The following is a 26751-nucleotide window of genomic DNA, read 5'->3' as shown; positions in this document are numbered from 1 at the left end:
CCTGCCTGCCCCTCCTCGGGGTCGGGGCGTGCGAGGCCGGGTTTTGTGGGTCAGCCGATGTCGGGCCGGGTTTTCGAGTCCAGGTTGTGTGGGGTCGGTGTGGTAGGGAAGTAGACTGTTGGCCGTGCACAAGGCGTTTCGAGTATCCGGTGGTGTCGCGCGGTGAGTTCTTTCCTGCGGTATACCGACGACACCGGTAAGCAGCATGAACTGGCCTTGGAGGCCGGGCAGCAGCGTGTGACCATCGGGCGCAATGTGCAGGCCGACCTCGTGCTCGGGTGGGACGCCGAGGTTTCGCGTCTGCACGCGGCCGTGGAACATCTCGGTGCGCACTGGACCATCGTCGATGACGGGCTTTCCCGTAACGGCACCTTCGTCAACGGCGAGCGGCTGGTCGGGCGACGCCGACTGAGTCCCGGCGACCGGATTCGGGTCGGGACCACGCTGGTGCATTTCTTCGATTTCGGCGGCGTGGTGGACGACGCCACGCATACCGCCTCCGGGTCCATCCCCACGATGCGCTCACTGACCGAGACCCAGCGCGCGGTGCTGGTCGCGCTGTGCCGCCCGTACAAACACGGCACCGGATTCGCTACGCCCGCGTCGAATCAGCAGATCGCCGAGGAATTGTTCCTCTCCATCGACGCCATCAAAACCCACCTGCGCGCCTTGTTCGCGAAGTTCGGGGTGGAGAACCTGCCACAGAACCAGAAGCGCACCCGACTTGCCGCGCTGGCCATGCAGAGCGGTTTGATCTCCGACCACGATTTGTGACCGCGACGCTCGCGTAGGTCGGTGAGCGCCTGAACTATGTCGTGGACGGGCGTCCGACGGTTGACTTACTCGTATCACCGGAGCGCGGGATCGACGCTCCGGACCACGAGTCAGGAGACATCGCATGTTCGCAGTTCGGATGGCCGCCCTGGTGCTGGCCCTGCTCAGCACCGGACTCATCGCCGGGGTGTTCTACGCCTACGCGATCTCGGTGATGCCCGCGTTGGCCCGCACCGGCGACCGCACGCTGATCGATGTCATGCAGAAGATCAACGTCGTGATCATCAACCCCTGGTTCATGTTCGGCTTCATGGGCACGGTCGGTTTCACCGCGCTGGCGGCCGCTGTGCACCTCGGCAAGGACCACCGCTCGACGCTGATCTGGATCGGAATCGCGTTGGCGCTCAACGTGATCGCGTTCGCCGTCACCGCGGGGCTGAACGTGCCGCTCAACGACGCGCTCGCCGCGGCGGGTGATCCCGGCTCGATCGTCGACACCGCCGCCGTCCGTGCGGATTTCGAGGCGACCTGGGTTCGTTGGAACATCGTGCGCGCGGTACTGCACACCGTGGCATTCCTGGTGCTGTGCGGTGCGCTGTTCGCCGCGGGGGTGCAGGAGGGCAAGTCGACTACGACCACGGCGACGGCATCGATGGTTTCCGGCCGGTAGCGCCACGCGATCACTGGAACGTGTTCCATGATACGTGGAACACGTTCTAGTGAGGAGTCGTTCATGCGACGTAGTTCGCTCCTGGCGCTGGCCGCGGCCCTGTTCGCTTGCCTACCCGCCACCGCCTCGGCCCAGCCACTGCCGGTGGACTACAACTTCTTCGCCGGCATCCCACCCGAACTCACCAACCCCGGCGGCTCGCTGCCCGGCGCGAACGACCCGACCTGCGTGCCCTCGCCCGAACACCCCGACCCGGTGGTCCTGCTGCACGGCACCGGCGGCGGAGCGCAGACGAACTGGGGCGTATACGCCCCGCTGCTGGCCAACGAGGGTTATTGCGTGTTCACCCTCACCTATGGCGCCTACGGCCTCCCGTGGCCCGTCTCGGCGATCGGCGGCATGCGCCCCATCGAGCAGAGCGCCGCCGAGGTCGCGGCCTTCGTCGACTCGGTGCTGGCCCGCACCGGGGCCGAGCGCGTCGATCTGGTCGCCCATTCGCAGGGCAATATCGTCGGCAACTTCTACATCAAACGGCTCGGCGGCGCGGACAAGGTCGGCAAGCTCGTCGGGATCGCGCCGCCCTGGCTCGGCACCAACGCGTTCGGGGCGGGCGATATCGCCCACTTCAGCAGGACGCTCGGCGCGGGGCCCGCCTTCGACGCGGTCAGCTCGTCGCTGTGCCAGGCCTGCGGTCAGATGTTCACCGGCTCGCCCTTCATGACCGCGCTGAACGCCGACGGCGTCTACGACCCGCGGGTCACCTACACCAATGTCGTCTCCGCCATCGACGAGCTGGTCGTCCCGCACACATCAGGCCTGGTCCCGGGACCGAATGCCACCTCGATCGTGGTCCAGGACGGTTGCGCGCAGGACTACTCCGAACACCTGGCCATCGCGGGCAGCCCCCGCGCGGCCGGACACGTGCTCAACGCCCTCGACCCCGGCAGACAGGCCGCGGTGCCGTGCGAGTTCGTCCCGCCCTTCACCGGATAGCGGCGGCTGCGCGGCGCGTGGCCGGGATGGTTCGGGCCCATGGCGAGATTTCGCTACAGGCAAAACTGAACAGGAAACGAATGCCGCGACGTGCGCGTTGTGAGTGAGTGACCATGTTGTCGCCGGTCTTCAATAGGGTGGACCGGCGGCGGCGGAATCCCCTGCCAACTAGAGTGGATGGCGGGGGCCGCAACCCCCGGGCTTCATGGCAGGCTGACGGCGAAAGTTGTCGGTCCGACGCCCTAGGTTGTATCGAGCATACTGCGGCGTCTGTTGCCAGAATGTCGGAGCAGGAGAGTGAGGGAGCGATGTTCGAGAGGTTCACCGACCGCGCGAGGCGTGTCGTTGTCCTGGCCCAAGAAGAGGCCCGGATGCTCAACCACAACTACATCGGCACCGAGCACATCCTGCTTGGGTTGATCCACGAGGGCGAGGGCGTGGCGGCGAAGTCGCTGGAGTCCCTTGGCATCTCGCTGGAGGGTGTGCGTAGCCAGGTCGAGGAGATCATCGGGCAGGGCCAGCAGGCGCCGTCCGGCCACATCCCCTTCACCCCGCGTGCCAAGAAGGTGCTGGAGCTGAGCCTGCGCGAGGCGCTGCAGCTCGGCCACAACTACATCGGCACCGAGCACATCCTGCTCGGCCTCATCCGCGAGGGCGAGGGCGTCGCGGCCCAGGTGCTGGTCAAACTGGGTGCCGACCTCAACCGTGTCCGTCAGCAGGTCATCCAGCTGCTGTCCGGGTACCAGGGCAAGGAGCCCGTCGAGGGCGCCGGCCCGCGCGGCGAGGCGGGCACTCCGTCCACGTCGCTGGTGCTCGACCAGTTCGGACGCAACCTCACTCAGGCGGCCCTGGAAGGCAAGCTCGATCCCGTCATCGGGCGCTCGAAGGAAATCGAGCGCGTGATGCAGGTGCTCTCGCGCCGCACCAAGAACAACCCGGTGCTGATCGGCGAGCCCGGTGTCGGTAAGACCGCGGTCGTCGAAGGCCTCGCGCAGGCCATCGTCAACGGCGAGGTCCCCGAGACCCTCAAGGACAAGCAGCTCTACACCCTCGACCTGGGTTCCCTGGTCGCGGGCAGCCGCTACCGCGGTGACTTCGAAGAGCGCCTCAAGAAGGTGCTCAAGGAGATCAACACCCGCGGCGACATCATCCTGTTCATCGACGAGCTGCACACCCTCGTGGGAGCCGGAGCCGCGGAGGGAGCGATCGACGCGGCCTCGATCCTCAAGCCGAAGCTGGCCCGTGGCGAGCTGCAGACCATCGGTGCCACCACCCTCGACGAGTACCGCAAGTACATCGAGAAGGACGCCGCCCTGGAACGCCGTTTCCAGCCGGTGCAGGTGGGTGAGCCGACCGTCGAGCACACCATCAACATCCTCAAGGGTCTGCGCGACCGCTACGAGGCGCACCACCGGGTCTCCATCACCGACAGCGCTCTCGTCGCCGCCGCCACCCTGGCCGACCGCTATATCAACGACCGGTTCCTGCCGGACAAGGCGATCGACCTGATCGACGAAGCGGGCGCGCGCATGCGCATCCGCCGGATGACCGCTCCGCCGGACCTGCGCGATTTCGACGACAAGATCGCCGATGCGCGTCGGGAGAAGGAAAGCGCGATCGACGCGCAGGACTTCGAGAAGGCCGCGCGTCTGCGCGACAAGGAGAAGCAGCTCGTCGCCAAGCGTGCCGAGCGCGAAAAGCAGTGGCGTTCCGGTGATCTGGACGTCGTGGCCGAGGTCGACGACGAGCAGATCGCGGAGGTGCTGGCCAACTGGACCGGCATCCCCGTCTTCAAGCTCACCGAGGAGGAGACCACCCGTCTGCTCCGCATGGAAGACGAGCTGCACAAGCGGATCATCGGCCAGGAGGATGCCGTCAAGGCCGTCTCCAAGGCGATCCGCCGCACTCGCGCCGGTCTGAAGGACCCCAAGCGTCCGTCGGGCTCGTTCATCTTCGCCGGCCCCTCGGGTGTCGGTAAGACCGAGCTCGCCAAGTCGCTGGCGAACTTCCTGTTCGGCGACGACGACGCGCTCATCCAGATCGACATGGGCGAGTTCCACGACCGCTTCACCGCTTCTCGTCTGTTCGGTGCCCCTCCCGGGTACGTGGGCTACGAGGAGGGCGGTCAGCTCACCGAGAAGGTGCGGCGCAAGCCGTTCTCGGTGGTGCTGTTCGACGAGATCGAGAAGGCGCACCAGGAGATCTACAACACCCTCCTGCAGGTGCTCGAGGACGGCCGTCTCACCGACGGCCAGGGTCGCACGGTCGACTTCAAGAACACCGTGCTGATCTTCACCTCGAACCTGGGCACCTCCGACATCTCCAAGGCGGTCGGCCTGGGCTTCACCCAGTCCAACGCCGAGGGCTCGAACTACGAGCGGATGAAGCTCAAGGTCAACGACGAGCTGAAGAAGCACTTCCGCCCCGAGTTCCTCAACCGCATCGACGACGTGATCGTCTTCCACCAGCTCACGAGCGAACAGATCGTGATGATGGTGGACCTGATGATCGCCCGCGTCTCGAAGCAGCTGAAGAACAAGGACATGGCCATGGAGCTGACCGATCAGGCCAAGAGCCTGCTCGCCAAGCGTGGTTTCGACCCGGTCCTCGGCGCCCGTCCGCTGCGTCGCACGATCCAGCGCGAGATCGAGGACCAGCTGTCGGAGAAGATCCTCTTCGGCGAGATCGGCGCGGGCCAGACCATCATGGTCGACGTCGAGAACTGGAACGGCGAGGGTCTCGGCGAGGATGCCAAGTTCACCTTCACCGGCAAGACGAAGCTGACCAAGGCGTCCGCGGGCGACGACAAGCCCGAGGTGGTTCTCACCGCCGCGGCCGACGGCACCGCGCCCGAGGCTGCCGCCTCCGGCGAGTAACCAGCTGAACGAACAAGCCCGCCCCCTGTATCAGGGGGCGGGCTTTTCGTTTCCCGGATCAGCCGAAGTGCTGAAGAAGCGCGGATTCATGACGCGCGGCGTGACCGAACACTTCGACCAGCACGGCGTAGTACTGGCTGAGGTAGTCCAGGCCCACGTCGCCGTCACGAAGCCAGATCCGTGGATACACGCCGATTTCGTCCATTCCCTTCGGGTCGTAGTGCGCGGCGAGCGTGTGGAACGGGGTCTTGCCCAGCAATTCCGCGGTGTCCGCCACGTTCTCCGGCGTCCATCCGCTGTATTCGTCGATGGGCAATGGCGTAGCGGTGAAGAACAGGTCGATACCGGTGTCCGCTGCTTCCAACAGGTACTTCAAACCCGCCCACGACTTGTCCAGGTACCCGCTCGGATCGGTGTCCGGCGGCAGGTACTCGGCGAGAAACTCCTCCGTGCAGTCTTTGTGCTTCATCACCAGTTCCAGATCTGCCGCGCTCACCCTGGTGAACGACATGATCACACCCATAACAACTTCCTTTCCCAGGTTGCGCCCGAAGTCAGCAGCGGGCTCCGACGACGCCCGCACCTCCGCGCGGCTGCCACGCTCGGTAGTGGTCGGCCGGTGCTGTCGGTGTCGTCGCGCCGGCGGCCCGGCCATCCCGCGACTAGGCGAAACGGCCGAGCACCGCAGAGTTCGTCGAAGACGCATAGGCGAAGAATGACCGCAACCGGGCATAGCCGTCGCCCAAGTAGTCGAGCGCTGCGTCTCGGTCGTCCCAGATATCCGGGCGCGCCGCCTCCTCGTCCATCAACTCAGGGGAGAAATGCTCGGCGAGTCGGTCGAAAGGCGTCGAGGTGAGGACCTTCGCTGCCGCGGCGACCTCTTCCGGGGTCCATACGCTGAGGCAGTCTTCTCGTTCGGTCGGCCGGTCTTCGCGCAAGAGATCGAAGTCGACGGCGGCCGCGGGGAACAGCAGGCGCAGTCCGTCCCATGCCTGGTCGAGGTCGCCGCACGGTTCGCCCTCGGCCAGGGTCGGCGCGTCGAGGAATTCATCGGGCACATCGGGTGATCCGGCGATGTGCTCGGCGTCGGTGGGCGAGATACGGGTGAAGACGAAAATGATGCTCACGAAGGAAGCTCTTTTCGGACGGAGTGGCCGGACCGTGGTGACGGTAGGAATCGCCGCTTGGCGATAGCTTGGCGTCTGCTTTCCGCTGGTTCGGCAACGCAATTCCGCGGCGTACGGTGGGAATTGCTTATCCAACCGACACGGGGGTGTTCGTACACATGACTGATTCCGACCGCACACTGATCGCCGTTCTGCTCGACCGTTCGGGCTCGATGCAGACGATCAAGGCCGACACCGAAGGTGGGTTGGCCGCCTACTTCGAACAGCAGCGCTCTGTGCCGAAGAAGATCGAGGTCACGCTCGCCCAGTTCGACACCACCTACGACGTGGTCTACGCGAATGTGCCGCTGGCGCAGGTGCCGCCGCCGAGCCTGCAGCCGCGTGGTGGGACCGCGCTCTACGACGCGCTCGGCAAGCTCGTCACCAGCGTGGGCACCGAACTGGCAGAGCGCCCCGAACACGAACGTCCCGGCACGGTCATCGTCGTCGTGCTCACCGACGGCCACGAGAACTCCAGCCGCGAGTGGACCCACGCCGGGGTGAAATCCCTCATCACCCAGCAGCAAGACGTCTACAACTGGACCTTCGTCTTCCTCGGCGCCAACATGGACGCCGTCGAAGTAGGCTCCAACCTCGGCTTCGACCCGGGCTCTGCCATCACCTACGCCCCGGTCGCCGGAGGTGTCCGTGGCGCCTTCGACGCCCTCTCCGCCTACTCCGCCCGCGCCCAGGCCGCCCCCGCGGGCGCCGCCGTGCGCACCAGCTTCTCCGCCTCCGAACGCCGACAAGCGGACGAGGGCAAGTAGCCCTACGCTGCGTCGAGAACGCGGATCCGCGTCGGACCCGCGCCGATCGACGGCAGTTCGGCGTGATCGCTCACGCGCTGATCTCCTTGCCGTTCGACTCCGACGACCGCACCGACGCCGAGGCCGCTGGGCGGGCGGGCAATCTGGCCGCCACGCGGAACCCACCGGAGGGCCGCGGTCCGGCCGTGAGGGCCCCGCCGAGCGCGTGCGCCCGCTCCCGCATCCCGATGATCCCGTTGCCGCCGATCCCGGTGCGGACAGTCGTCCCGGTCGGCCGGGTGTTGTCGACGGTGATGTCCACCGATTCCGGTGTGTAGCGCAGGGTGATCAGCGCTGTCGCGCCGGGCGCGTGCCGCACCACGTTGGCCAGCGATTCCTGAATGATCCTGGTTGCCGCCACATCGATCACGCTGGGCAGCTTCATGGGCGTACCGATGACCTTGGTGTCGACGTCGAGCCCGGCGGCGCGGGTGCGCTCGAGCAGCGCGTCGAGGTCGTCGAGAGTCGGCGCGGGAGCGCGCGGGGCGGGGCGTGCCGGCACGGGCGGTGCCTCGGCGACAGCGACGGGTTCCGGGTACTCCGGCACCACCGCCGCACCGCTGCGAATCGCGTGTAGCAGCGTATGTACCTCGGTCAGCGCCTCTTTCGACGTCGTCTTGATGGTCGCCAGCGCCGCTGCCGCCTGCTGTGGCTTGCGGTCGAACAGCTCGAGCGCCACCGACGACTGCACATTGATCAGCGAAAGGCTGTGCGCGAGAACATCGTGCAGCTCTCGTGCGATGGCCAACCGCTCCTCGGCCGCCGCCCTTGCCTGTTGAGCCTGTTCGTCGCGCTGGGCCGCCTCGGCCCGCTGCTCGCGCGCGAGCACCACCGCCCCTCGCTGACGCACGCCCTCGGCGATCGCGACAAGTACACCCATCCAGGCCAGCAGGCCGAATATCTGCCACACGTCGGTATGACGCCCGAGCAGGGCGGGCAACGGCCACACCATCATCAGGTAGCCGATCGCGACCACCGGGTATGTGCGCCAGCGTGATCCGGTGACGGCCGCCGACAGGAAGGCGATCACCAGGGAAAGCAAAATCGGCCCGTACCCGTAGTCGCGCAGCACGTAGGTCACCGCGGCGATCAACGCCACCAGCAGCACCGGTTCGGGTCGCACCCGCCGGAAACCGAGCGCGATCGGTCCCGCGAGCACCAGCAGATAGGCGAAAGCGTCCAGCGACCGCACCCCGGTTTGATGCGAATTCACGCCGGAACTTCCGACCAGCTGGATCACCGCGACCACCACTGCCAGGCCCCAGTCCTGAACGACCGAGCCACGCTCCCACTTCGCAGACGCTCCCACGTGCCCAACCCTATTGTGTCCACACGCCGCCCGCGTCGGCCTGCGCACGTATTTCCCGCCAGAGATGCCGCGCGCCACCGCCGGCCGGTCGACAGGCCCTTCGCGCCGAACGCTCGTGGTCGCTTGTCGACGGCCGACCACTCGCCATTTCTCGTGCGCGCGAAGCCGGTGGATGTGGCATCTCACCTGACCCGCGTCGGGTCAGGACCAGCCGGCGGGGTTCGAGGCCGACTCGCGGGAGATGCCCGAGCCGGTCTTGGGGAACTCGCCGAAGCGCTCGTTGTGCAGGTGGGCGAAGAAGTAGCACATTCGCTGGCAATCGGCGTCGGTGGACGCGGCCCGGGGGTCGGCGTCGACGGCGTCGTAGTAGTCGCGACCCATGGCCACGATGAAGCCGCGGGCGTAGAGGAAGCCGTCGTCGGAGCCGCCGGTGATCGCCTGGAGCTCGGCGCGGTCGATGTCGTAGAGCGCGCGTTCGGCGACGCGGTCGAGCGCGGTGAGTTCGGCGCTGGTGAAATCCGCTGACAGGGTGCTCAACTGGGCGAGAAACGCATCGAGGTGGGCGTCGAGTGCGCCTTCCGTCGATCGCAGGGCGGCGGCGGGCTCGGTACCGGTGGCCGCCCAGGCCGACGCGATCAGATTCCAGAATCGGGCGATGTCTTCGGGGGTGCTCGTCACTGGTCGAACGGTACTGCGGGGGTCCGACATACAGGGTTCCCGGATCAGGGCCCCAACAGGCGCTGGGCGAGTGTGGACAGCCCCGCGGTGACCTGTTCGGGCGACAACCCGCGTTCGCGCTGCTGGAGGTAGACCTCGGCCGCGAGTGGCGCCAGGACGGTATCGACCAGCGAATCAGGTTGTGGTACACCGGCTTCGACCAGTAGCGATCGCACGTGTACCGACCAGAAGCCGTAGGCGCCGGTGGCGAAACGAGCGCCACCGGTCTCCGCGCCCAGCGCGAGATGTGCGTGGGCGCTGAGCAATTCGGTCATCGCCGCGTAGAAGGCGGCGAGCCGATCGGCTGGGGCGGCGCCGGGTCCCAGTGGGGGTGCGCCACGCAAGAGTTGTTCCTGGAGGGCGCGTTCGTGCTCGTCGAGGAGGGCGACGGCGATCGCGTTGCGGTCGGGGTAGCGGCGGTACAGGGTGCCGCGGCCGACACCGGCGGCCTTGGCGATGTCGTCCATGGTGACCGCGCGGGGGTCCCGAGTGGCGAAGAGTTCGGCGGCGGCCGCCAGCACTTTCGCGCGATTGCGGGCCGCGTCGGTGCGCTCGGTGGGTGGCGGGGCATCCAGCGCTGCGCCGGTGAGCAGGTCGGATCGGGGCTCCATGAGTCGACTGTAGCCGAGAAACGAATATGTGGACAAGCTGTCCACTTGTGTTCTATCGTCGAGAAATCGACAAGCGGACATTCTGTCCAGTTAGGAAACGTCATGACCCATCTGCTGCACCTCGACGCCAGCGCTCGGGCGAACTCCCTCAGTCGCGAGCTCGGCGCCGACTTCGTCCGGGCCTGGCGCGACGCGGAACCCGGCGGCACTTACACCTATCGCGACCTCGCCGCCGAGCCGACGCCGTTCATCGACGAGGGCTGGACCGAACTCTGCGACGCCGTCCTCGCCGCCGGGGTCACCGACCTCGACCGGCTCGCCGAACTCGCCGTCACGCCCGGCGCCGAAGCCGCATGGCAGGTGGTGCGGCCGTTGCTGGCGCAGGTGCTGGCCGCCGACGTGATCCTGATCGGCACTCCGATGTACAACTACTCCATTCCGGCCTGTCTCAAGGCTTGGCTCGACCAGGTCACCTTTCCTCGAATGTCGCTGGGGGAGCGCAGGTTCGTCGTGGTGTCGGCTCGGGGTGGCGCGTACTCGCCCGGTGCGCCGAAGGCCGCGTTCGACTACCAGGAGCGCTTCCTGCGTGACTTCTTCGCGGGCCACTTCGCGGTCACCGACACGGTTTTCGTCCACGCGGAACTGGCCAATGCCGTCCAGGACCCGAACCTGGCCCACCTGCGCGAGGCCCACGAAGCCTCGCTCGCCGCCGCACGGTCCGAAGTACGTTCGCTCGCCGAGGAATACGCGCGATGAGCTGGTTGGTGCTCGGCCTGGCCGGGCTCGTCGAAATCGCCTGGTCGCAGACCATCAAGCCGACCGAGAACTTCACCAGACTCGGCCCCACGCTGCTCTGTGTCGCGCTCGGGTCGCTGGCCGTCTACCTGCTCTCGCGTGCGATGCAGACCCTTCCCGTCGGCACCGCCTACGCCGTCTTCACCGGGATCGGCGCGCTCGGCGCGATCGGTCTCGGCGTGCTCGTACACAAGGATCCGCTCAGCGCGGGCCGAGCGCTGGCGCTGGCGCTGATCCTCGGCGGCATCGTGCTCGCGCGCGTGACGAATCCCGAGTAACTCTGTGGCACACCCGATGCGAGGATCGGCCGGTCACGACCGGTAGAGTCGGCTGATGGACCAGCCAGTTCGCCCCCCGGACCTGTCCACGCGCCCCCACGAGCTCACGGTCGAGCGTGTGATGAAAGCCTCGCCCAGCCTGCTCTACGCGGCCTGGACCCAAGGTATGGACCTGTGGCTGGCCGTCCCCGGATCGGTGCTGATGCGACCCGCGGTCAACGAGCCCCTCTACTTCGACACCGGCTCGCCCGAGAAGCGCAACCCCCACTACGGCCGCATCCTGCTGCTGGAGCCGAACCGGCGCATCGAATTCACCTGGGTGACCGCCGCCACCGACGGCGTCGAGACCGTGGTCGCCGCCGAATTCCTCACCCAGCCGCGCGGCATCCGTCTGCGCTTGCGCCACTCCGGTTTCCCCACCGCCGCGATTCGGGATCTGCACCAGCAGGTATGGCCGGACAAACTGGAGCGTCTCGACGAGATCACCAGCGCCACCGTGTGACCGGTGGAGCAGGCCGAAACTTCGGCTCAGCACTGCCCGCCTCGCGTAGGTTCGAATCGCACACAACACCTGTCGAATCGAAGGGATCGCAATGCCGACTCGTAGCGCACGCACACTCTGGTCAGGCGGACTGCAGGACGGGTCCGGGCAGGTCGAGTTGGTCAGCTCGGGGGTGGGCAAGTTCGATGTGAGCTTCCCGCGCCGGGCGGCCGACACGGCCGAGGGCACCAGCCCGGAGGAACTGATCGGGGCGGCGCATTCGTCGTGCTACTCGATGGCGCTGTCGGCGGAGATCGCCAACGCCGGTGGGACGCCGGAAAGCCTGGACGTCAACGCCGATGTGACCCTCTCGCCCGACCCGGCCGGTGGGTTCCAGATCAGCAAGATCAAGCTCACCGTGCGCGGACGCGCGTCGGGTCTGGACGCCGACGGGTTCGCCGCGGCTGCCCTCGCGGCCAAGAACGGTTGCCCGGTGAGCAAGGCGCTCGCCGGTGTGGCCGAGATCGAACTCGACGCCGCCCTGGCCTGATCGGCAGATCGGCCGCGGCGGTATCGGAGCACCGATACCGCCGCGGCCGCACCGTACGATGGCTGGGGTGCTCACCGCACGATGACTCGGGTGCTCAGCGCACGATGACGGCGGTGCTCAGCGCTGGGTGAACCAACGATGCGCGGCGGGGGTGTACATGGCCGGAATCGCGATGACGACGGCCAGGACGTGCACGGTTCGACACCCTGCCAGCACCGCCGAACTGGGGGACATGCCCTCGAACAGCGTCGTGTAGTCGTCGGTGGACAACGCGACCGCCAGCGGCTCGATGATCAGCGATACCAGCCCGACCACGCCGATGCCGACGGTCAGTACAGCGCGCGCCACCCGACTGCCGTTCAGCATGTACAACGCGACCCCGGCGACGGCCAGGTAGATGGCGAGCCGGGGTAGCAGGCCCGTCGCGGTGGCGCCGAATTCGTCGCCGCCACGAACAGCGCGCAACAGGCCTTCGGCAACACCCGCGGCGAGGGCGGTGAGCAGTCCGACGAACGCGACGTTCACGGCGCGCGGGCGAGTGCTGGAAACAAGAAGGGCAGTGCCGGTCATGATGCCGACACTGCCGTTCTCCGCTGCTCGCGAGGATCACCCTGCGGTAGGAACCTTGTCCACTACCGGAGTGCTACGCCGCGAGGCGAATTCCGTGAGGGCCGCGAACGCCAGCCCCAAACTCACCCACAGCGTGGTGGTTTGGGCCAACGAGGCCACCCGGAAATTCCACAGCAGGGTGGCGGGGAAGTCGTCGGCCACTTCGTTCACACCGGGCAGCAGCACGTAGCCGACCGTGGTGACCACCACGAGCGCACCCACCCCGGCGATGAGCCGGAGCGTGTCCGACGCGGCGAGCGCGCGATAGGCGGCCACGGCCGCCGAGACGGCCAGCAAGCCGAGTACCACCGCCGCGACCCACAACCAGGTGCGGTCGTTGATGGTTTCCGGATCACCCACCGCGGGCGGGTTGGCCGGATACTTGAAGAACGGCACCACGACGATGGCCGCCCACGCGAGAACTGCTGCGGTCAGCGACAAGTGGGGCCCCGACAGCGTGGTGAACCGGCGTGCCACATTCACCGCCGACGCGAACAACGCGCCGAACGCCATGCCGGCCAAACCGAGCGCGAGGAACTGCCCCGCCTTCTGGCCCGACCTGCTGACCAGCGCTTCCTCGTCGCCGTGCGAATGGCCCTGCGATTGCGCGGCGTCGTGGCCGTGCTCGGCCGGAGCCGCGGCGGCTTCCTCGATGGCGATCGCGGCGTCCACCTGGGGCTCGCCGACGAAGTAGCCCACTGTCGCGGCCAGCAGGCCGGCGATCAGGCCGGCCAGCAGGCCGCGTAACAGCAGGGTCTTGAGTGATCCGATCAGTGGCACGGAACACCCAGCAGGTGACGTCCGTCGTGCATCAGCTCGTGCAGGAACATCCCGCTACGCGAGACGGCCCCCTGGTCGAATCCGACCAGGTACAGGGCGAGCAGTGCAAGCAGGACGACACCGACCGTGACGAGCACGGTTGCGAGGGTGTCGAGGCCGGTCGACCGGCTGGGTGAATGCGCGATAGCCATTCGGGTCCTCCTGTAGGGATACGCGTCCCACGGTTGAAGTGTGGTGCGAAGGTGCCGGTGTCTGGCTCCCCGGCACCGGAAACCCGGTACATGGATGACAGTGGCGCGACCGCTCCGGACTCACACCGGAATTACCGCGCACCCTCGCGGATGTTCCCTCGAACTGTGACAGCCGCGAGCCACTCACGTCAATACGCGCAACCGCATGTCCAGCGGAAACGCCGCTGTCAGGCCTTCGCGGGCACGTCGAGGACGACCTCGAACTCGAGCAGCGAGGCACCGGTCGACACCGGCTTGGGCCGTTCGCCGTCGCCGCCGTTTCCGGCGTGCGCCGCACGGGCCGGACCGTCACGCCACGCGGCGAACGACTCCTCCGAGTCCCATTGCGTCACCACGAAATACCGGTTGTCACCGGCGACCGGGCGCAGCAACTGGAAGCCGAGGAAACCGGGGGAGTTCTCCACCGCACCCGCACGCGCGGCGAACCGCTTCTCCAACTCGGGGCCTGCGCCCTCGGGAACCTCGATCGCATTGATCTTCACAACAGCCATGCCAGTGACAATACGACCGCTCGGGAAAGCTCCCGGTCTGGGGCACAATCGGAAAGGTGTTGTACGACGAAGGTGGGTCCGGCGTCCCGATCCTGCTGTTGCACGGGCTGATGGGGAGCGCGCGGACCTGGGCTGATCAGGTGCCGTGGTTGCGCGAATACGGGCATGTCTACGCCGTCGACGCCGCGGGGCACGGCCGGCCAACGCCCGCCGCGCTCACGACGGAGGCGTTCGTGGCCGACCTGGCCGAACTCACCGCCGCGATCACCGAACCGATGGTGATCGTCGGTCATTCGATGGGCGCGATCCACGGCTGGGTCTTCGCGGCGACCCACTCCGAGCGCGTGCGCGCGATCGTCGTCGAGGACATCGCCCCCGATTTCACCGGCCGCACCGCCGCCCACTGGGCCGAGCTGATCCACTCCTGGCCGCAACCGTTCGCCGATGAGCGAGCGGTGCTCGACTACTTCGGCCCGGTCGCGGGCGCCTATTTCCTGCGCGCCTTCACCGCGGCACCCGACGGCTACCGCCTGCACGGCGAGGTGGACACCTTCCGCGCGATCTCCGAGGAGTGGGGCACCCGCGATTTCTGGACCGAGTGGAAGTCGCTTCAGGTGCCCGCGCTGCTCATCGAGGGCGAGCACACCATCACCCCGCCGGGGCAGATGCGCACGATGTCGGAGGTGCATCCCGATGCGCAGTATGTGCGCATCGCGGGAGCGGGGCATCTGGTGCACGACGAACAACCGGAGGCATACCGCGAATACGTCGGCCGGTTCCTGCGCCGCGTCACGCGCTGAGCACGACCGCGGTCTCGCTGCTCGACCCGGCGCCGGTGCGCGCAGGCGGTCCGTGCCACCCTCGCGGACAACCCGCGAGTCGACTCGACGGTGAGTGCCGTACTACCCGGTGGCGCTTCCTTCGCCCGCGAGCGCGAACAGCCCGTCATCGGTCTGCTCGATCAGCCCGTCCACCAGCAACGAGTCCAGCGCCCGCGCGCGCTGGCCCGGATCTCGGGTCCAGGCCAGGTCGAGGCGGATCCGCTCGACCGGGCCCGAGGCGTCGCGCAGCACATCGAGTAGCCGCCCCCGTGCCTGCCGATCGGTGCCCTCGTACTTCTGCACCTTGCGCACCACGTCGGCGGCCGGTTTGCCCGCCGCGACCCACGCACAGCTCGGCAGTGGGCAGCGGGCGCAGTCGGGATTGCGGGCCGTGCAGACCAGAGCGCCCAGTTCCATCAGCGCCGCGGAGAAGGTCGCCGCTCGCGGTACCGGGGTCGGCAACAGCGCTTCGGTCTCCGCGAGGTCGCGCGTGGACGGGTTGCCCGGCTCACGGCCGTGCACCGCACGCGCGACAACGCGGCGAACGTTGGTGTCCACCACGGGAACTCGTTGACCGTAGGCGAAGCAGGCCACCGCACGAGCGGTGTACGCCCCGATCCCCGGCAGGCTCAGCAGCACCTCGACGTCGGCGGGGACCACGTCACCGTGCTCGGCCGCCAATACCCGCGCGCATTCGTGCAACCGCAACGCCCGCCGCGGATACCCCAACTTGCCCCAGGCCCGCAGCACCTGCGCCTGTGACGACGCCGCCATCGCCGACGGCACCGGCCAGCGCGCCACCCATTCGCGCCAGATCGGTTCCACCCGCACCACCGGCGTCTGCTGCAGCATGATCTCGCTCATCAGGATGTGCCATGCGGTCGCGTCCGGCTCACGCCACGGCAGCGCGCGCGCCGTGTCATCGAACCAGTCGAGCAGGGCCTGCGCGTCGATGCTCACCGTTTCCGTTTCCTCTGAGCCAGTCCCTCTTTGCCGCCGCGTAACGTGGCGGACTCGCTGGTAACCGAGTGCCTGTGCACAATGGTCGGTATGCCTGGTTCCAATCCGATAAGTGCCTGGAAGTCCTTGCGCGAAGGCAACGAGCGCTTCGTCAACGACACCCTGCAGCATCCTAGCCAGGGTGCCGCGGACCGAGCCAAACTCGTCAAGGGCCAAAACCCCCACGCGATCCTGTTCGGCTGCGGTGACTCTCGCGTCGCCGCCGAATTGATCTTCGACCAGGGGCTCGGCGACATGTTCGTGGTGCGCACCGCCGGCCACGTCGTGGACAGTTCGGTGCTCGGCTCGATCGAATACGGCGTCGAGGTGCTCAATGTGCCCCTGATCGTGGTCCTCGGCCACGACAGCTGTGGCGCGGTGAAAGCGACCATCGACGCGCTCGACGGCGGCGAGGTGCCCGGTGGGTTCATTCGCAGCGTCGTCGAGCGGGTGACGCCGTCGATCCTGGTCGGCCGCCGCGAAGGCCTCAATACGGTCGACGACCTCGAGGCACGCCACGTGGTGGAGACCAGCAAGCTGCTGATGCAGCGGTCGATGATCATCTCCCAGCGTGTTGCCACTGGTCAGGTCGCTATTGCCTGCGTCACCTACAAGCTGGAGGACGGGCGGGTACAGCTGCGGCGCACCGTCGGCAATATCGGCGAGGAGGCCTGAACCGGGACTTCGCACCTGGTTCGGCCCCCGACACGCCGAGGTCATCGAGCGCGCCCCCGCGCGCTGCGCTTACCTTTGAGGTGTGCTGGAACCGAATGGACCGCTGTCACCGGAGATCTACTGGCGCCGCCGTGCACTCGCGATCGGCGTCATCGTCGTGGCGCTCGCGATCGTGATCTGGCTCGTCACCCTGGTCGCGCGCGGTGGAGACCCGGCCGAGGCCGACAAGGCGGCCGGGAGTACCACCACGTCGGCGGAGTCGAGCACGTCGGAGAAGAGCGCGACTTCGAGCGCGCCCAGCAGTGGGTCGGCCGCGCCGAGCACGACCACGGGCGCGGCCCAGCCCGCGGCACAGCCGTGCTCGGATCAGTCGCTGGCGCTGAAGGTGACGGTCGGTCAGCCGACCTACCGCGTCGGCGACCAGCCCGCGTTCGGCACCGTGATCACCAACATCTCGTCGGCGGCCTGCTCGCGGGACCTCGGCGCGGGCCCACAGTTCCTGGTCTACACCCTCGACGGGCAGCGCAGGCTCTGGGCGAGCAACGACTGTAACCAGGACAACCCGGCGGAGATGAAAACGCTCGAGGCCGGTGAACAGCTCTCGTACAAGGGCACCTGGTTCGGCACCACCTCGCAGCCGCAGTGCGCGGGCGACCGGCTGCCGGTGCCCGCGGGCGCGTACATGGTCGTCGCGGAACTCGGCGCTGTTCGCAGCGCCGCCGAGCCCTTCAATCTGGCGTCCTGAAGCCAGGCTCGGCGCCTGTCCGGGCATTGTGCGGGTGCGCCATAGATCACATGTTCGAGATGGGTCGATTTGCAGTGTTCGCAGGATCGGCGACGCCGTCAATGGTCATTGGCAGCGAAAAAGGCGATCAGCGCTGATTCAGGCGGTTGCCGCGGTTATTCCACGGCCACCACCTCGCGGGGTGCGCGAGATTTGCGGAGTTCGGCCAATCGCAGCGCCGAGCGCAGGTCCCCGACCTCGTGAATCCGCATGGTGCCGGTCTTGGTCTTCTCCGAACCGGGCGGAACGAGCGCGGTGGTGAACCCGAGGCGCTCGGCTTCGGCCAGCCGCCTGCCGAGCCCGGTGACCTTGCGGACCTCGCCCGCTAGCCCTACCTCGCCGAGGATCACCCAGCCCGCGGGCAGGGCGATATCGGCCTCGGCGGAGGCGATGGCCAAGGCGATGGCCAGATCGGCGGTCGGCTCGAGCAAGCGCATGCCGCCGACGGTCGCCGCGTACACATCGTGCTTGCCGAGGAAGACCCGCCCGCGGCTCTGCAGCACCGCCAGCACCATGGCGACGCGGTTGTAGTCCAGCCCGCTCACGGCCCGGCGGGGCTGCGGAATCTCGGTCTTGACGGTCAGCCCCTGCACCTCGGCCACCAGCGGCCGTTTGCCGTCCATCGCGACGGTCACCGCGGTGCCGGGGACGGTGTCGGTGCGGTGGTGCAGGAACAGCCCCGACGGATCGTCGACGCAGGCGATGCCGTCGTCGTGCAGTTCGAAACAGCCCACCTCGTCGGCGCTGCCGAATCGGTTCTTGATGCCGCGAACCATGCGCAGCGACGAATTCTTGTCACCCTCGAACTGCAACACCACATCCACCAGGTGCTCGAGCGTGCGCGGGCCCGCCACATTCCCGTCCTTGGTGACGTGCCCCACCAGCAGCACCGCGATCCCGGTCGCCTTGGCCAGCGAGGTCAGCGCCGCGGTCACCGCGCGCACCTGGGTGACACCGCCGATCACCCCGTCCACCTCGGGCGCCAGCATGGTCTGCACCGAATCGACCACCAGCAGCGTGGGCCGCACCTGCTCCACATGCCCGAGCACGATCGACAGGTCCGACTCGGCGGCCAGATACACCCGGTCGTGCACCGCGCCGGTGCGATCGGCCCGCAATCGCACCTGTCCGGCGGACTCCTCCGCGGTCACATACAGCGCGGTCTCCTCGCGGGCCGCCGCCCACCGGAACGCGACCTCGAGCAAGAGCGTGGACTTGCCGACCCCCGGCTCACCCGAGAGCAGCACCACCGAGCCGGGCACCACACCGCCCCCGAGTACCCGGTCGAGCTCGCTCACGCCCGTCGACCGGGCCTGGGTGACCTTGGCGTCGATCTGCGACAGCGGCGCCGCCGCGGTAGTCGGCAGCATCGCCCGGCGACCGGGCGCCGCGGTGGACGCCGAGACGGCCACCTCGTTCACCGTTCCCCAAGCGCCGCAATCAGGGCACTTGCCCACCCACTTGGACACCTCGTGCGTGCACGCGGAGCACCGGAAGACTGCTTTGGTCTTGGCCACAGGCGCACCCTACGGACCGAGACCGACACAAAGAGAAGAGCCGCCGCGAAGTTCGCGACGGCTCCCTTGCACTGCTGGTCTCAGTGACCGCCCGCGCCCTCGGGGGCGGGGCCGGACTTCTCGTTCTCGATGCGCTCGACAGCGGCGGCGTCGACCGGGACCGACACCTGGACGGTGCCCGCGTCCTTGAAGTTGAAGGTGACGTTGTAGGTAAGGCCGGGGACGATGTCGGTGGCCAGGCCCGTGATCTCGATCGTGCCCGGCTCGGTCACCGGATCGATCGAGGGGGTGTCCTGGCCGGGGGCACCGGTCGGCGCGGCAGCGGAGGTGGTCGGCGCGGCCGACGTGGTGGTCGGCGCGGCCGAGGTGGCACCGTCGCCCGCGGGCGCGGCCTGGCCGGTACCCACGACCACGGTCTGCTGCGGCTTCAGCACGAACTCGGCATCGCCGCCGGGGCCGGTGATCGCGATCTGGCCCAGATCGGTGCTCACGCTGGTCAGCTCGTCGGTGACGGTCTCGCTGTTGTTGATGATCGACAGCGCGATCACCGCCTTGCCGCCCTTGTTGTGCTCGGCGGCGGCCTCGGGGTACACGATGTGCACGTTGCGCAGCGAGATGTCGCCGACATCGGCGTTGTTGCCGTTGATCGCGGCGGCCTGCGCCGAGGTCTGGGTGATCTGGCCGGCACTGCAGCCGGTCAGGGCGATGCCCGCGGCAGCGGCGAGCGCGGCAACCGTCACCATGCGACGTCGCGCCGACTGGGCGGTCACAGCTTTCAGGGCAGTCACGGTTTGTCCTCCATGTCGACCGGGCTCACTCCGTCCACACAGGGATCGGAGGGTAGTAACTAGGCAGCGTAGTAGTTCACTTCGCGCGGGTGACGTTCGGGCTCGCGACGCGCGGGTGCGGAAGTAACAGTTCGGTGTCTCGAGCGGGTTTGCCGGATCGATGCCGGGTTCGCGCTGTGGGACAACCGGTCGCTGTGCTGGTGGTTAACCCGTTCTGGCACAACACAATGCACAACAATTCTGCATTGTCAACCCCTACGATGGCCTCGTTGTGGCCCTGACCTGCACAGTTGATCGCGCCGTTATCGAGTCGCATGTTAAACTGTGAACATCGAAAGGGGCACGGGACACATGATTTTTAAGGTCGGAGACACCGTCGTTTACCCCCACCACGGAGCGGCGCTGATCGAAGCAATCGAGACCCGCACCATCAAGGGTGTGCAGAAAGAGTATCTGGTCCTGAAGGTCGCGCAAGGCGACCTGACCGTTCGGGTTCCCGCAGAGAACGCTGAATACGTCGGCGTCCGTGACGTCGTCGGCCAGGAAGGTCTCGACCGCGTCTTCCAGGTGCTGCGCGCGCCACACACGGAGGAGCCGACCAACTGGTCCCGCCGTTACAAGGCCAACCTCGAGAAACTCGCCTCCGGCGATGTGAACAAGGTGGCCGAAGTGGTTCGTGACCTGTGGCGTCGTGAGCAGGACCGCGGCCTGTCCGCCGGTGAGAAGCGAATGCTCGCCAAGGCTCGTCAGATCCTCGTCGGTGAGCTCGCGCTCGCCGAGGGCACCGACGACGGCAAGGCTGAATCGCTGCTCGACGAGGTCCTCGCCGCGGCATCCTAGAAATAAACAAGTGCGACCTGTCGTAGCACTGGTCCCTGCCGCCGGTCGCGGCGTACGCCTGGGTGAACCCACCCCGAAGGCGTTCGTCTCGGTCGGCGGTACACCTATGGTCCGGTTGGCCGTCGACGGTCTGATCGCGTCCGGTGCGGTGCACCGGGTTGTCGTGATCGTGCCCGCCGACCTGGTCGACGCCGCGACCTCTTTGCTGTCCACCACCACCTCGCTGACCGGCGGTTCGATGCCCCCTGTGCCGGTGCAGGTGGTGGTGGGCGGCGCCGAGCGCACCGATTCGGTGCGCGCAGGCATCACCGCGGCGCCCGACGCCGCGTTCTACCTCGTGCACGATGCCGCACGCGCGCTCACGCCACCGCAACTGATCGCGCGGGTGGCAGGCGAGCTGCAGGCGGGCAGCCAGGCCGTGGTCCCGGCGCTACCCGTTGTCGACACCGTGAAATCGGTCGACGACGCGGGCATCGTCACCGGCACCCCCGATCGCGCCCACCTGCGCGCCATCCAAACCCCCCAGGGCTTCGCCGCCGACCTGCTGCGCCGCGCCTACGCCACCGATGTCGGCGCCACCGACGACGCAGGCCTGGTGGAACGGCTCGGTGTCGCCGTGCACACGGTCGCCGGTGACCCGCTGGCGTTCAAGATCACCACCCCCCTCGACCTACGCCTGGCCGAGGCGCTCCTCGCCGAGGGCGACGAGAGCCCGGCCGCCGGACGCCCCGACGTCGACGTGTCCTCCGTCGAGCAGGCGGTGGCCCGATGAGAGTCGGAATCGGCAGCGACGTGCACCCCATCGAGCCGGGACGACCCTGCTGGATGGCCGGTCTGCTGTTCTCCGACGCCGACGGTTGCGCGGGCCACTCCGACGGTGACGTCGCCGCTCACGCCCTCTGCGACGCCCTGCTCTCCGCCGCCGGCCTGGGCGACGTGGGCGCTGTCTTCGGCGTCGGCCGCCCCGAATGGGCCGGTGTCACCGGCGCCGCCATGCTCACCGAGGTCCGCAGGCTGCTGGCCGAAGAGGGCTTCGAAGTCGTGAACGCCGCGGTGCAGGTGATCGGTAATCGCCCGAAGATCGGCCCGCGTCGCGTCGAGGCGCAAAAAGTACTCGGCGAACTGCTCGACGCCCCTGTTTCGGTGTCCGGCACCACGACGGACGGTCTCGGTCTGACCGGTCGCGGCGAGGGTGTCGCCGCCATCGCCACCTGTCTGATCGCAGCGTGTTCGTAGCCCGTAAGGGCCGCTGAATCTTTCTTCCCGCACTGTGGGGTCGACCCCACCGAAATCCAACGTCCGCCGATCGGGACGAGCCACGCTCCGGCCGGTCGACTCCGAGACCATCCCACCGACTAGGATCGAATGCCGTGACCTTGCGCCTTTTTGACACCGACACGCGGACCATGCGGGAATTCACCCCGCTGGTCCCCGGCCGTGCCTCGGTGTATCTGTGTGGGGCCACCGTGCAGGGGCAGCCGCATATCGGTCACGTGCGCAGTGGCGTCGCCTTCGACGTCCTGCGGCGCTGGTTGCTCGCGCACGACTACGACGTGCGGTTCATCCGCAATGTCACCGATATCGACGACAAGATCCTGAACAAGGCCGCCGAAGCGGGCAGGCCGTGGTGGGAATGGGCAGCGACCCATGAGCGCGCGTTCGACAACGCCTACGAGACCCTCGGCGTACTGCCGCCCTCGGCCGGACCACGCGCCACCGGTCACATCACCCAGATGGTCGAGCTGATGCAGCGCCTGATCGAGCGCGGCCACGCCTACGCCGCCGACGGCGATGTGTACTTCGACGTGATGAGCTGGCCGAATTACGGCGAGCTGTCCGGCCACCGCCTCGACGACGTGCACCAGGGCGAAACCCCGACCCGCGGCAAACGCGACCCCCGCGACTTCACGTTGTGGAAGGCCGCCAAGCCCGGCGAACCGAGTTGGCCGTCGCCGTGGGGTCCCGGTCGCCCCGGCTGGCATCTGGAATGCTCCGCGATGGCCGAGTTCTATCTCGGTCCGGAATTCGATATCCATTGCGGTGGAATGGATTTGATTTTCCCGCACCATGAAAACGAGATCGCCCAGTCCAAAGCGGCAGGCGACGGTTTCGCGCGTTACTGGCTGCACAACGGCTGGGTGACGATGGGCGGGGAGAAAATGTCGAAGTCGCTCGGCAACGTGCTCTCGGTGCCGAATGTGCTCACCCGGGTGCGCCCCGTAGAATTGCGTTACTACTTGGGCAGCGCGCATTACCGCTCGATGCTCGAATACTCCGACAAGGCACTCGACGACGCGGTCGCCTCGTATCAGCGCGTCGAAGCCTTCGTGCGGCGCGTGCTGGATCGGGCGGGCGAGGTGCCGGTCGGTAAATGGACCGACGGATTCGCCGCCGCGATCGACGACGATCTGGCGATTCCCAAGGCGCTCGCCGAAATCCACCACGTGGTGCACGAGGGCAATCGGGCGCTGGAATCGGGTGCGGTCGAGACCGCGACCGAACTGGCCGGACAGGTGCGGGCGATGCTGGGAATTCTCGGCGTCGACCCGCTCGACGAACACTGGTACACCGCCGCCGACAACTCGGCGGCGATCGACGCGCTCGACGTACTCATCCGCACGGAGCTGGATCGCCGGGCGAACGCGCGGGCCGACAAGAACTGGGCAGAAGCCGATGCCGCACGCGATCGGCTCATCGCCGCGGGTATCGAGGTAACCGATACCCCGCAGGGACCGGAATGGTCGCTGGGCGCATGAGCGAGCGGATCGAGCGGATCGATGTGTCAGGGCGCGGCGCGCATGCCGCAGCCGAGCGCCAGCGAGGCGCAGGCATGAGCGGAAAGGCGAACTGATGGCAGGAAATTCACAGCGACGCGGAGCAGTACGTAAGGGCGGCACCAAGAAGGGGCAGGTCGCCGGTTCCGGTGGCAAGCATCGCCGCGGGTTGGAGGGCAGGGGTGCGACCCCGCCCGCCGTCGCGCGTACCAAGCACCCCGCCGCCAAGCGGGCCAGGGCCGCCGAGAAAGCCAAAGCCAATGCGGCACAGGGTCGTCCGACCGGCAAGTCCGGTGTGCCGCGCGTAGGCCGCAAGTCCGACGAGGGACCCGAGTTGGTCCTCGGCCGCAACCCGGTGCTCGAGTGCCTGCGCGCCGACGTGCCCGCCACCGCCCTGTTCGTGGCGGTCGGCACCGAGAACGACGACCGCCTGTCGGAGAGCGTGCAGCGCGCCGCCGACATGGGCATCTCCATCCTCGAGGTGCCGCGCACCGATCTGGATCGGCTCAGCGCCAACGGAATGCACCAGGGTGTCGCCCTGCAGGTGCCGCCGTACCGCTACGCCCACCCCGACGACCTGATGGACCGGGTGAAGTCCACCGCCGAGCCCGCGCTGCTGGTCGCCCTGGACAACATCACCGACCCGCGCAACCTCGGCGCCGTCATCCGCTCGGTGTCCGCGTTCGGCGGGCAGGGTGTGGTGATCCCGCAGCGGCGCAGCGCGAGCGTCACCGCGGTGGCATGGCGTACCAGTGCCGGCGCCGCCGCCCGGCTGCCGGTCGCGAGGGCGACCAATCTGACTCGTACCCTCAAGGACTGGGCCTCCAACGGCATCCAGATCGTGGGCCTCGACGCCGACGGCGACACCACCCTCGACGATTTCGACGGCAGCGTCCCGACGGTCGTCGTCGTCGGTTCCGAAGGCAAGGGCCTGTCGCGCCTCGTGCGCGAGAACTGCGACTCGATCCTGAGCATCCCGATGGCGGGCCCGGTCGAGTCGCTGAACGCCTCGGTCGCGGCCGGTGTGGTGCTCGCCGACATCGCCAGGCAGCGCCGTCTGGGCTGAGTCCGCGCGGTTGACGGGCAAAACTGCTCTGTCACCGTACAATTCGTGCTGTGGCGATCCCTAATCAGCCGATCGGTGAGACGGTCGAGCACCCGCAGGCCAACATGATCCTTGTGCTCGGCCTGCTCAGCCCGTTCTGCTGCGGGGTCTTCGGGCCGGTCGCGTGGGTGCTCGGCAAGCGGGCGCTCAACGAGATCGACGCCTCCTACGGTGGGCTCAGTGGCCGATCCCAGGTGGTGATCGGCTACATCGCGGGCATCGTCGGCACGATTCTCATGCTGATGTTCGCGCTGCTGTACCTGGCCGGTTCCTGCAACGGGAACTTCTGAGGCTCAGTCCAGGCTCGGGCGCTCACCGGGAGCGTCCCAGGCCGGCCATTCGTCGCTGACGCTGCCGGTCCAGTTCGGTGGGCGCCGCTCCTTGAACGCCACCATCGCCTCGCCACCGTCGACGCTCTTGGCAACCTGCGCGTTGAGCTCGGATTCGAGCTGCCCGACCACCGTGGGCGTCATGCCGAGGCTTTCCCAGATCAGCCGCTTGGTCAGCGCGACCGGCAGGGGAGCGGTTCCGGTGGCGATGTCGTGCGCCACCGCCAGCGCGGTCATCAGCACCTCGTCGGCGGGCAGGGCGGCATTGGCCAGCCCGAGCGATTTGGCTTCGTCACCGTCGAACGTGCGCCCGGTGAGCATGATGTCGGCGGCGTTGGCCAGCCCGGCCAGCCGGGGTACCGTCCAGTGCGCGAACCCGTCGGCCAGCACCCCGCGACGCACCTGGTTCAGTCCGTACACCGCGTCGCGAGCGAAATACCGCAGGTCACACTGCAGGGCCAGGGCCAGCCCGATGCCGACCGCGTGGCCGTTCACCGCGGCGATCACCGGCTTGCGAACCTGCCAGGGCGGCGGATCGAGGGTCGCGCTCACGTCGCCACCGCGCGCGGCCAGATCCGCGCCCGCGCAGAACGCCGGTGGCGTGCCGGTGATGACGACGGCGCGGATCGCGTCCTCGATATCGCAGCGGCGTAGCGCCGCGCTCAGCTCGGCCGCCATCGTCGCCGTGACGGCATTCTGCTTGGCTGGTCGGTTGAGCGTCAGTACAGCGACGCCCCCTTCGACATCGACGAGCAATTCCGAACTCATGGGACCGAATCGTACTAGCGACCGGCCAGCAAGTGTCTGCCGATCGCGTACTTATGGACTTCTGTCGGCCCATCGTAAAGTCGGAACGCGCGCATATCCCTGAACAACATCTCCACGACGGTCTCGTCGCTGATCCCGATTCCGCCGAGCACCTGCACGCAGCGGTCGGTGACCTTGAACAGTTCCTCGGAGACATACGACTTCGCCATCGACGATTCGTGCCGGGCCTGCTGCCCCTGGTCCATCAGCCAGCAGGCGTGCCAGATGGTCAGCCTGCACTGGTGCAGCGCCACCTCGTTGTCGGCGAGCATGAACGACACGCCCTCGTGTTCGCCGATCGGCTTGCCGAAGGCGGTGCGGGTACGCGCGTAGTCCAGCGCGATGGACTGCGCGCGTGCGGCCGCGCCGAGCCAGCGCATGCAGTGGGTGAGCCGGGCGGGCGCGAGCCGCAATTGCGCGTACCGCAGGGCTTGTCCGGTGCGGCCGAGCACGGCGGTCGGTGGCAGCGTGAGGTTGTCGAACCGCACCACCGCGTGCCCACCGACGTAGTTGCGGTCCATCGTGTTCATGATCCGCTCGATCACGATGCCCGGCGCGTCGCCCTCGGTGATGAACAGCGTCGGTCCCGCGGGCAGGTACGGGTTCTCAGCGAGCAGCGCCATGATGATCCAGGTCTTGGCGCCGTCGGCGCCGGTGATCAACCATTTGAGACCGTTGATCACGAAGTTCTCGCCGTCGAACACCGCCTCGGTGCTGAGCTGCCCGGGATCGGATCCGGCCCCACCGGGTTCGGTCATCGCGAAGACCGAACGTTGTTCACCCCTGATCATCGGCATCAGATGCTGGTCGATCTGCTCCGGATCGGCGATCTTGCCGAGCAGGAACATGTTTCCCTCGTCGGGCGCGGCGCAGTTCATGGCGACCGGTCCGAGCGTGGACCAGCCCGCCGCCTCGTACACCAGCGCCTGCTCGACGTGACCGAGTCCCAGCCCGCCGTATTCGACCGGCGCCTGCACGGTCAGCAGCTTCTCGGCGCGGGCCAGTTCGACGAGTTCGGCCCGCAGTTCGTCGGTCGGGCCGTGCGCGGTGAGGCGCGGGTCGCGTTCGAACGGCACGATCTGCTCGTCGACGAAGTGGCGAACCCGGTCACGCAGGGCGGCGAGATCGTCCGGCACAGAGAAATCGATCATGAAC

General features: G+C 67.8%; 32 protein-coding genes. 18 read left to right on the top strand and 14 right to left on the bottom strand.

Translation table 11 applies throughout. The features are described 5' to 3' along the window. Positions 1–162: 162 nt before the first annotated feature. The 4 genes from ACFWUR_RS19805 (at position 163) to ACFWUR_RS19790 (ending at position 5313) form a co-directional block, all read left to right on the top strand. On the top strand, positions 163–774 hold the full coding sequence (locus tag ACFWUR_RS19805) for an FHA domain-containing protein (protein WP_378908680.1): 612 nt from the start codon (positions 163–165) through the stop codon (positions 772–774). Positions 775–898: 124 nt separating this feature from the next. After that, entirely contained in the window at positions 899–1444 is a 546-nt protein-coding gene (locus ACFWUR_RS19800; RefSeq protein WP_378908678.1) for a DUF1772 domain-containing protein, read from the top strand. Between the two features lie 63 nt (positions 1445–1507). Further along, a complete protein-coding gene (locus ACFWUR_RS19795) occupies positions 1508–2437 on the top strand; it encodes an esterase/lipase family protein (protein WP_378908677.1) in 930 nt (309 codons plus the stop codon). Positions 2438–2745: 308 nt separating this feature from the next. Beyond that, positions 2746–5313 carry an ATP-dependent Clp protease ATP-binding subunit gene (locus ACFWUR_RS19790; protein ID WP_378908676.1) on the top strand — a complete coding sequence of 856 codons (2568 nt, stop codon included), beginning with the start codon at positions 2746–2748 and terminating at the stop codon, positions 5311–5313. A 58-nt stretch (positions 5314–5371) separates the two neighbouring features. Here the strand turns inward: ACFWUR_RS19790 and ACFWUR_RS19785 are convergent, their stop codons facing one another. Both ACFWUR_RS19785 and ACFWUR_RS19780 read right to left on the bottom strand, forming a co-directional pair. Continuing rightward, positions 5372–5836, bottom strand: coding sequence for a YfbM family protein (locus ACFWUR_RS19785; RefSeq protein WP_378908674.1), 465 nt, complete (start codon positions 5834–5836; stop codon positions 5372–5374). 139 nt (positions 5837–5975) lie between these two features. Continuing rightward, a complete protein-coding gene (locus ACFWUR_RS19780; RefSeq protein WP_378908673.1) occupies positions 5976–6440 on the bottom strand; it encodes a DUF1877 family protein in 465 nt (154 codons plus the stop codon). Positions 6441–6598: 158 nt separating this feature from the next. On the opposite strand from ACFWUR_RS19780, the gene ACFWUR_RS19775 reads away from it, so the two are divergent. Continuing rightward, positions 6599–7246 carry a VWA domain-containing protein gene (locus ACFWUR_RS19775; protein WP_378908671.1) on the top strand — a complete coding sequence of 216 codons (648 nt, stop codon included), beginning with the start codon at positions 6599–6601 and terminating at the stop codon, positions 7244–7246. A 70-nt stretch (positions 7247–7316) separates the two neighbouring features. Here the strand turns inward: ACFWUR_RS19775 and ACFWUR_RS19770 are convergent, their stop codons facing one another. From ACFWUR_RS19770 to ACFWUR_RS19760, 3 genes are all read right to left on the bottom strand, one after another. Further along, positions 7317–8594 (bottom strand): sensor histidine kinase, encoded by a 1278-nt coding sequence (locus tag ACFWUR_RS19770; RefSeq protein WP_378908670.1) that lies wholly within the window; start codon positions 8592–8594, stop codon positions 7317–7319. Positions 8595–8795: 201 nt separating this feature from the next. After that, positions 8796–9272, bottom strand: a complete 477-nt coding sequence (locus ACFWUR_RS19765; RefSeq protein WP_378908669.1) for a DUF4240 domain-containing protein — start codon at positions 9270–9272, stop codon at positions 8796–8798. A gap of 44 nt (positions 9273–9316) precedes the next feature. Beyond that, positions 9317–9922, bottom strand: a complete 606-nt coding sequence (locus ACFWUR_RS19760; protein WP_378908668.1) for a TetR/AcrR family transcriptional regulator — start codon at positions 9920–9922, stop codon at positions 9317–9319. Between the two features lie 102 nt (positions 9923–10024). Between ACFWUR_RS19760 and ACFWUR_RS19755 the strand changes: the two genes are divergently transcribed. From ACFWUR_RS19755 to ACFWUR_RS19740, 4 genes are all read left to right on the top strand, one after another. Then, a complete protein-coding gene (locus ACFWUR_RS19755; protein WP_378908666.1) occupies positions 10025–10678 on the top strand; it encodes an FMN-dependent NADH-azoreductase in 654 nt (217 codons plus the stop codon). Then, on the top strand, positions 10675–10995 hold the full coding sequence (locus tag ACFWUR_RS19750) for a DMT family transporter (RefSeq protein WP_378908665.1): 321 nt from the start codon (positions 10675–10677) through the stop codon (positions 10993–10995). The genes ACFWUR_RS19755 and ACFWUR_RS19750 overlap by 4 nt, the downstream gene beginning before the upstream one ends. Positions 10996–11050: 55 nt before the next feature. Then, complete coding sequence (locus ACFWUR_RS19745) at positions 11051–11497, top strand: SRPBCC domain-containing protein (protein WP_378908664.1); 447 nt, start codon at positions 11051–11053, stop codon at positions 11495–11497. Between the two features lie 91 nt (positions 11498–11588). Next, positions 11589–12026, top strand: a complete 438-nt coding sequence (locus ACFWUR_RS19740) for an OsmC family peroxiredoxin (protein ID WP_378908663.1) — start codon at positions 11589–11591, stop codon at positions 12024–12026. A gap of 117 nt (positions 12027–12143) precedes the next feature. Here the strand turns inward: ACFWUR_RS19740 and ACFWUR_RS19735 are convergent, their stop codons facing one another. The 4 genes from ACFWUR_RS19735 to ACFWUR_RS19720 form a co-directional block, all read right to left on the bottom strand. Next, complete coding sequence (locus ACFWUR_RS19735; protein ID WP_378908661.1) at positions 12144–12596, bottom strand: hypothetical protein; 453 nt, start codon at positions 12594–12596, stop codon at positions 12144–12146. A 36-nt stretch (positions 12597–12632) separates the two neighbouring features. Further along, positions 12633–13415, bottom strand: a complete 783-nt coding sequence (locus tag ACFWUR_RS19730; RefSeq protein ID WP_378908660.1) for a CbtA family protein — start codon at positions 13413–13415, stop codon at positions 12633–12635. Further along, positions 13406–13606 (bottom strand): CbtB-domain containing protein, encoded by a 201-nt coding sequence (locus ACFWUR_RS19725; RefSeq protein ID WP_019044677.1) that lies wholly within the window; start codon positions 13604–13606, stop codon positions 13406–13408. Before ACFWUR_RS19725 ends, ACFWUR_RS19730 begins: the two co-directional genes overlap by 10 nt. A gap of 227 nt (positions 13607–13833) precedes the next feature. Then, on the bottom strand, positions 13834–14157 hold the full coding sequence (locus ACFWUR_RS19720) for an antibiotic biosynthesis monooxygenase (protein ID WP_101464713.1): 324 nt from the start codon (positions 14155–14157) through the stop codon (positions 13834–13836). A 56-nt stretch (positions 14158–14213) separates the two neighbouring features. On the opposite strand from ACFWUR_RS19720, the gene ACFWUR_RS19715 reads away from it, so the two are divergent. Further along, the gene (locus ACFWUR_RS19715; protein ID WP_378908659.1) at positions 14214–14957 is read left to right on the top strand and encodes an alpha/beta fold hydrolase; all 744 of its coding nucleotides are present in this window, start codon (positions 14214–14216) and stop codon (positions 14955–14957) included. 102 nt (positions 14958–15059) lie between these two features. On the opposite strand, the gene ACFWUR_RS19710 is transcribed toward ACFWUR_RS19715, so the two are convergent. Further along, a complete protein-coding gene (locus tag ACFWUR_RS19710; RefSeq protein ID WP_378908658.1) occupies positions 15060–15938 on the bottom strand; it encodes an A/G-specific adenine glycosylase in 879 nt (292 codons plus the stop codon). A 90-nt stretch (positions 15939–16028) separates the two neighbouring features. Here ACFWUR_RS19710 and ACFWUR_RS19705 point away from each other — a divergent pair, with 90 nt between their 5' ends. Both ACFWUR_RS19705 and ACFWUR_RS19700 read left to right on the top strand, forming a co-directional pair. Then, positions 16029–16652: a carbonic anhydrase gene (locus ACFWUR_RS19705; RefSeq protein WP_378908656.1), complete on the top strand. Its 624-nt coding sequence runs from the start codon at positions 16029–16031 to the stop codon at positions 16650–16652. Positions 16653–16734: 82 nt separating this feature from the next. After that, positions 16735–17397: a hypothetical protein gene (locus ACFWUR_RS19700; RefSeq protein ID WP_378908655.1), complete on the top strand. Its 663-nt coding sequence runs from the start codon at positions 16735–16737 to the stop codon at positions 17395–17397. A 155-nt stretch (positions 17398–17552) separates the two neighbouring features. Here the strand turns inward: ACFWUR_RS19700 and radA are convergent, their stop codons facing one another. Both radA and ACFWUR_RS19690 read right to left on the bottom strand, forming a co-directional pair. Beyond that, on the bottom strand, positions 17553–18953 hold the full coding sequence (gene radA, locus ACFWUR_RS19695) for a DNA repair protein RadA (RefSeq protein WP_378908654.1): 1401 nt from the start codon (positions 18951–18953) through the stop codon (positions 17553–17555). 80 nt (positions 18954–19033) lie between these two features. Further along, positions 19034–19741 carry a hypothetical protein gene (locus tag ACFWUR_RS19690; RefSeq protein ID WP_378908653.1) on the bottom strand — a complete coding sequence of 236 codons (708 nt, stop codon included), beginning with the start codon at positions 19739–19741 and terminating at the stop codon, positions 19034–19036. 351 nt (positions 19742–20092) lie between these two features. Here ACFWUR_RS19690 and carD point away from each other — a divergent pair, with 351 nt between their 5' ends. From carD to ACFWUR_RS19660, 6 genes are all read left to right on the top strand, one after another. Continuing rightward, complete coding sequence (gene carD, locus ACFWUR_RS19685) at positions 20093–20581, top strand: RNA polymerase-binding transcription factor CarD (protein WP_019044685.1); 489 nt, start codon at positions 20093–20095, stop codon at positions 20579–20581. Between the two features lie 10 nt (positions 20582–20591). Further along, on the top strand, positions 20592–21353 hold the full coding sequence (ispD, locus tag ACFWUR_RS19680) for a 2-C-methyl-D-erythritol 4-phosphate cytidylyltransferase (protein ID WP_378908651.1): 762 nt from the start codon (positions 20592–20594) through the stop codon (positions 21351–21353). Further along, entirely contained in the window at positions 21350–21817 is a 468-nt protein-coding gene (gene ispF / locus ACFWUR_RS19675) for a 2-C-methyl-D-erythritol 2,4-cyclodiphosphate synthase (RefSeq protein ID WP_378908650.1), read from the top strand. The genes ispD and ispF overlap by 4 nt, the downstream gene beginning before the upstream one ends. Positions 21818–21951: 134 nt before the next feature. After that, positions 21952–23337 (top strand): cysteine--tRNA ligase, encoded by a 1386-nt coding sequence (gene cysS, locus ACFWUR_RS19670; protein WP_378908648.1) that lies wholly within the window; start codon positions 21952–21954, stop codon positions 23335–23337. Positions 23338–23431: 94 nt separating this feature from the next. Beyond that, positions 23432–24421, top strand: coding sequence for a 23S rRNA (guanosine(2251)-2'-O)-methyltransferase RlmB (gene rlmB / locus ACFWUR_RS19665; RefSeq protein ID WP_378908646.1), 990 nt, complete (start codon positions 23432–23434; stop codon positions 24419–24421). A gap of 50 nt (positions 24422–24471) precedes the next feature. Next, entirely contained in the window at positions 24472–24750 is a 279-nt protein-coding gene (locus ACFWUR_RS19660) for a DUF4190 domain-containing protein (protein ID WP_378908645.1), read from the top strand. Between the two features lie 3 nt (positions 24751–24753). Here ACFWUR_RS19660 and ACFWUR_RS19655 read toward each other — a convergent pair whose 3' ends face one another. Then, the gene (locus tag ACFWUR_RS19655) at positions 24754–25557 is read right to left on the bottom strand and encodes an enoyl-CoA hydratase/isomerase family protein (protein WP_378908644.1); all 804 of its coding nucleotides are present in this window, start codon (positions 25555–25557) and stop codon (positions 24754–24756) included. A 14-nt stretch (positions 25558–25571) separates the two neighbouring features. Then, the gene (locus tag ACFWUR_RS19650; protein ID WP_378908642.1) at positions 25572–26747 is read right to left on the bottom strand and encodes an acyl-CoA dehydrogenase family protein; all 1176 of its coding nucleotides are present in this window, start codon (positions 26745–26747) and stop codon (positions 25572–25574) included. Between the last annotated feature and the right edge of the window lie 4 nt (positions 26748–26751).

This window comes from Nocardia sp. NPDC058633 (genome assembly GCF_042717045.1).
Lineage (GTDB): Bacteria > Actinomycetota > Actinomycetes > Mycobacteriales > Mycobacteriaceae > Nocardia.
Note: the sequence above shows the minus strand (reverse complement) of the source record. Positions and strands in the feature narration are given on the sequence as shown.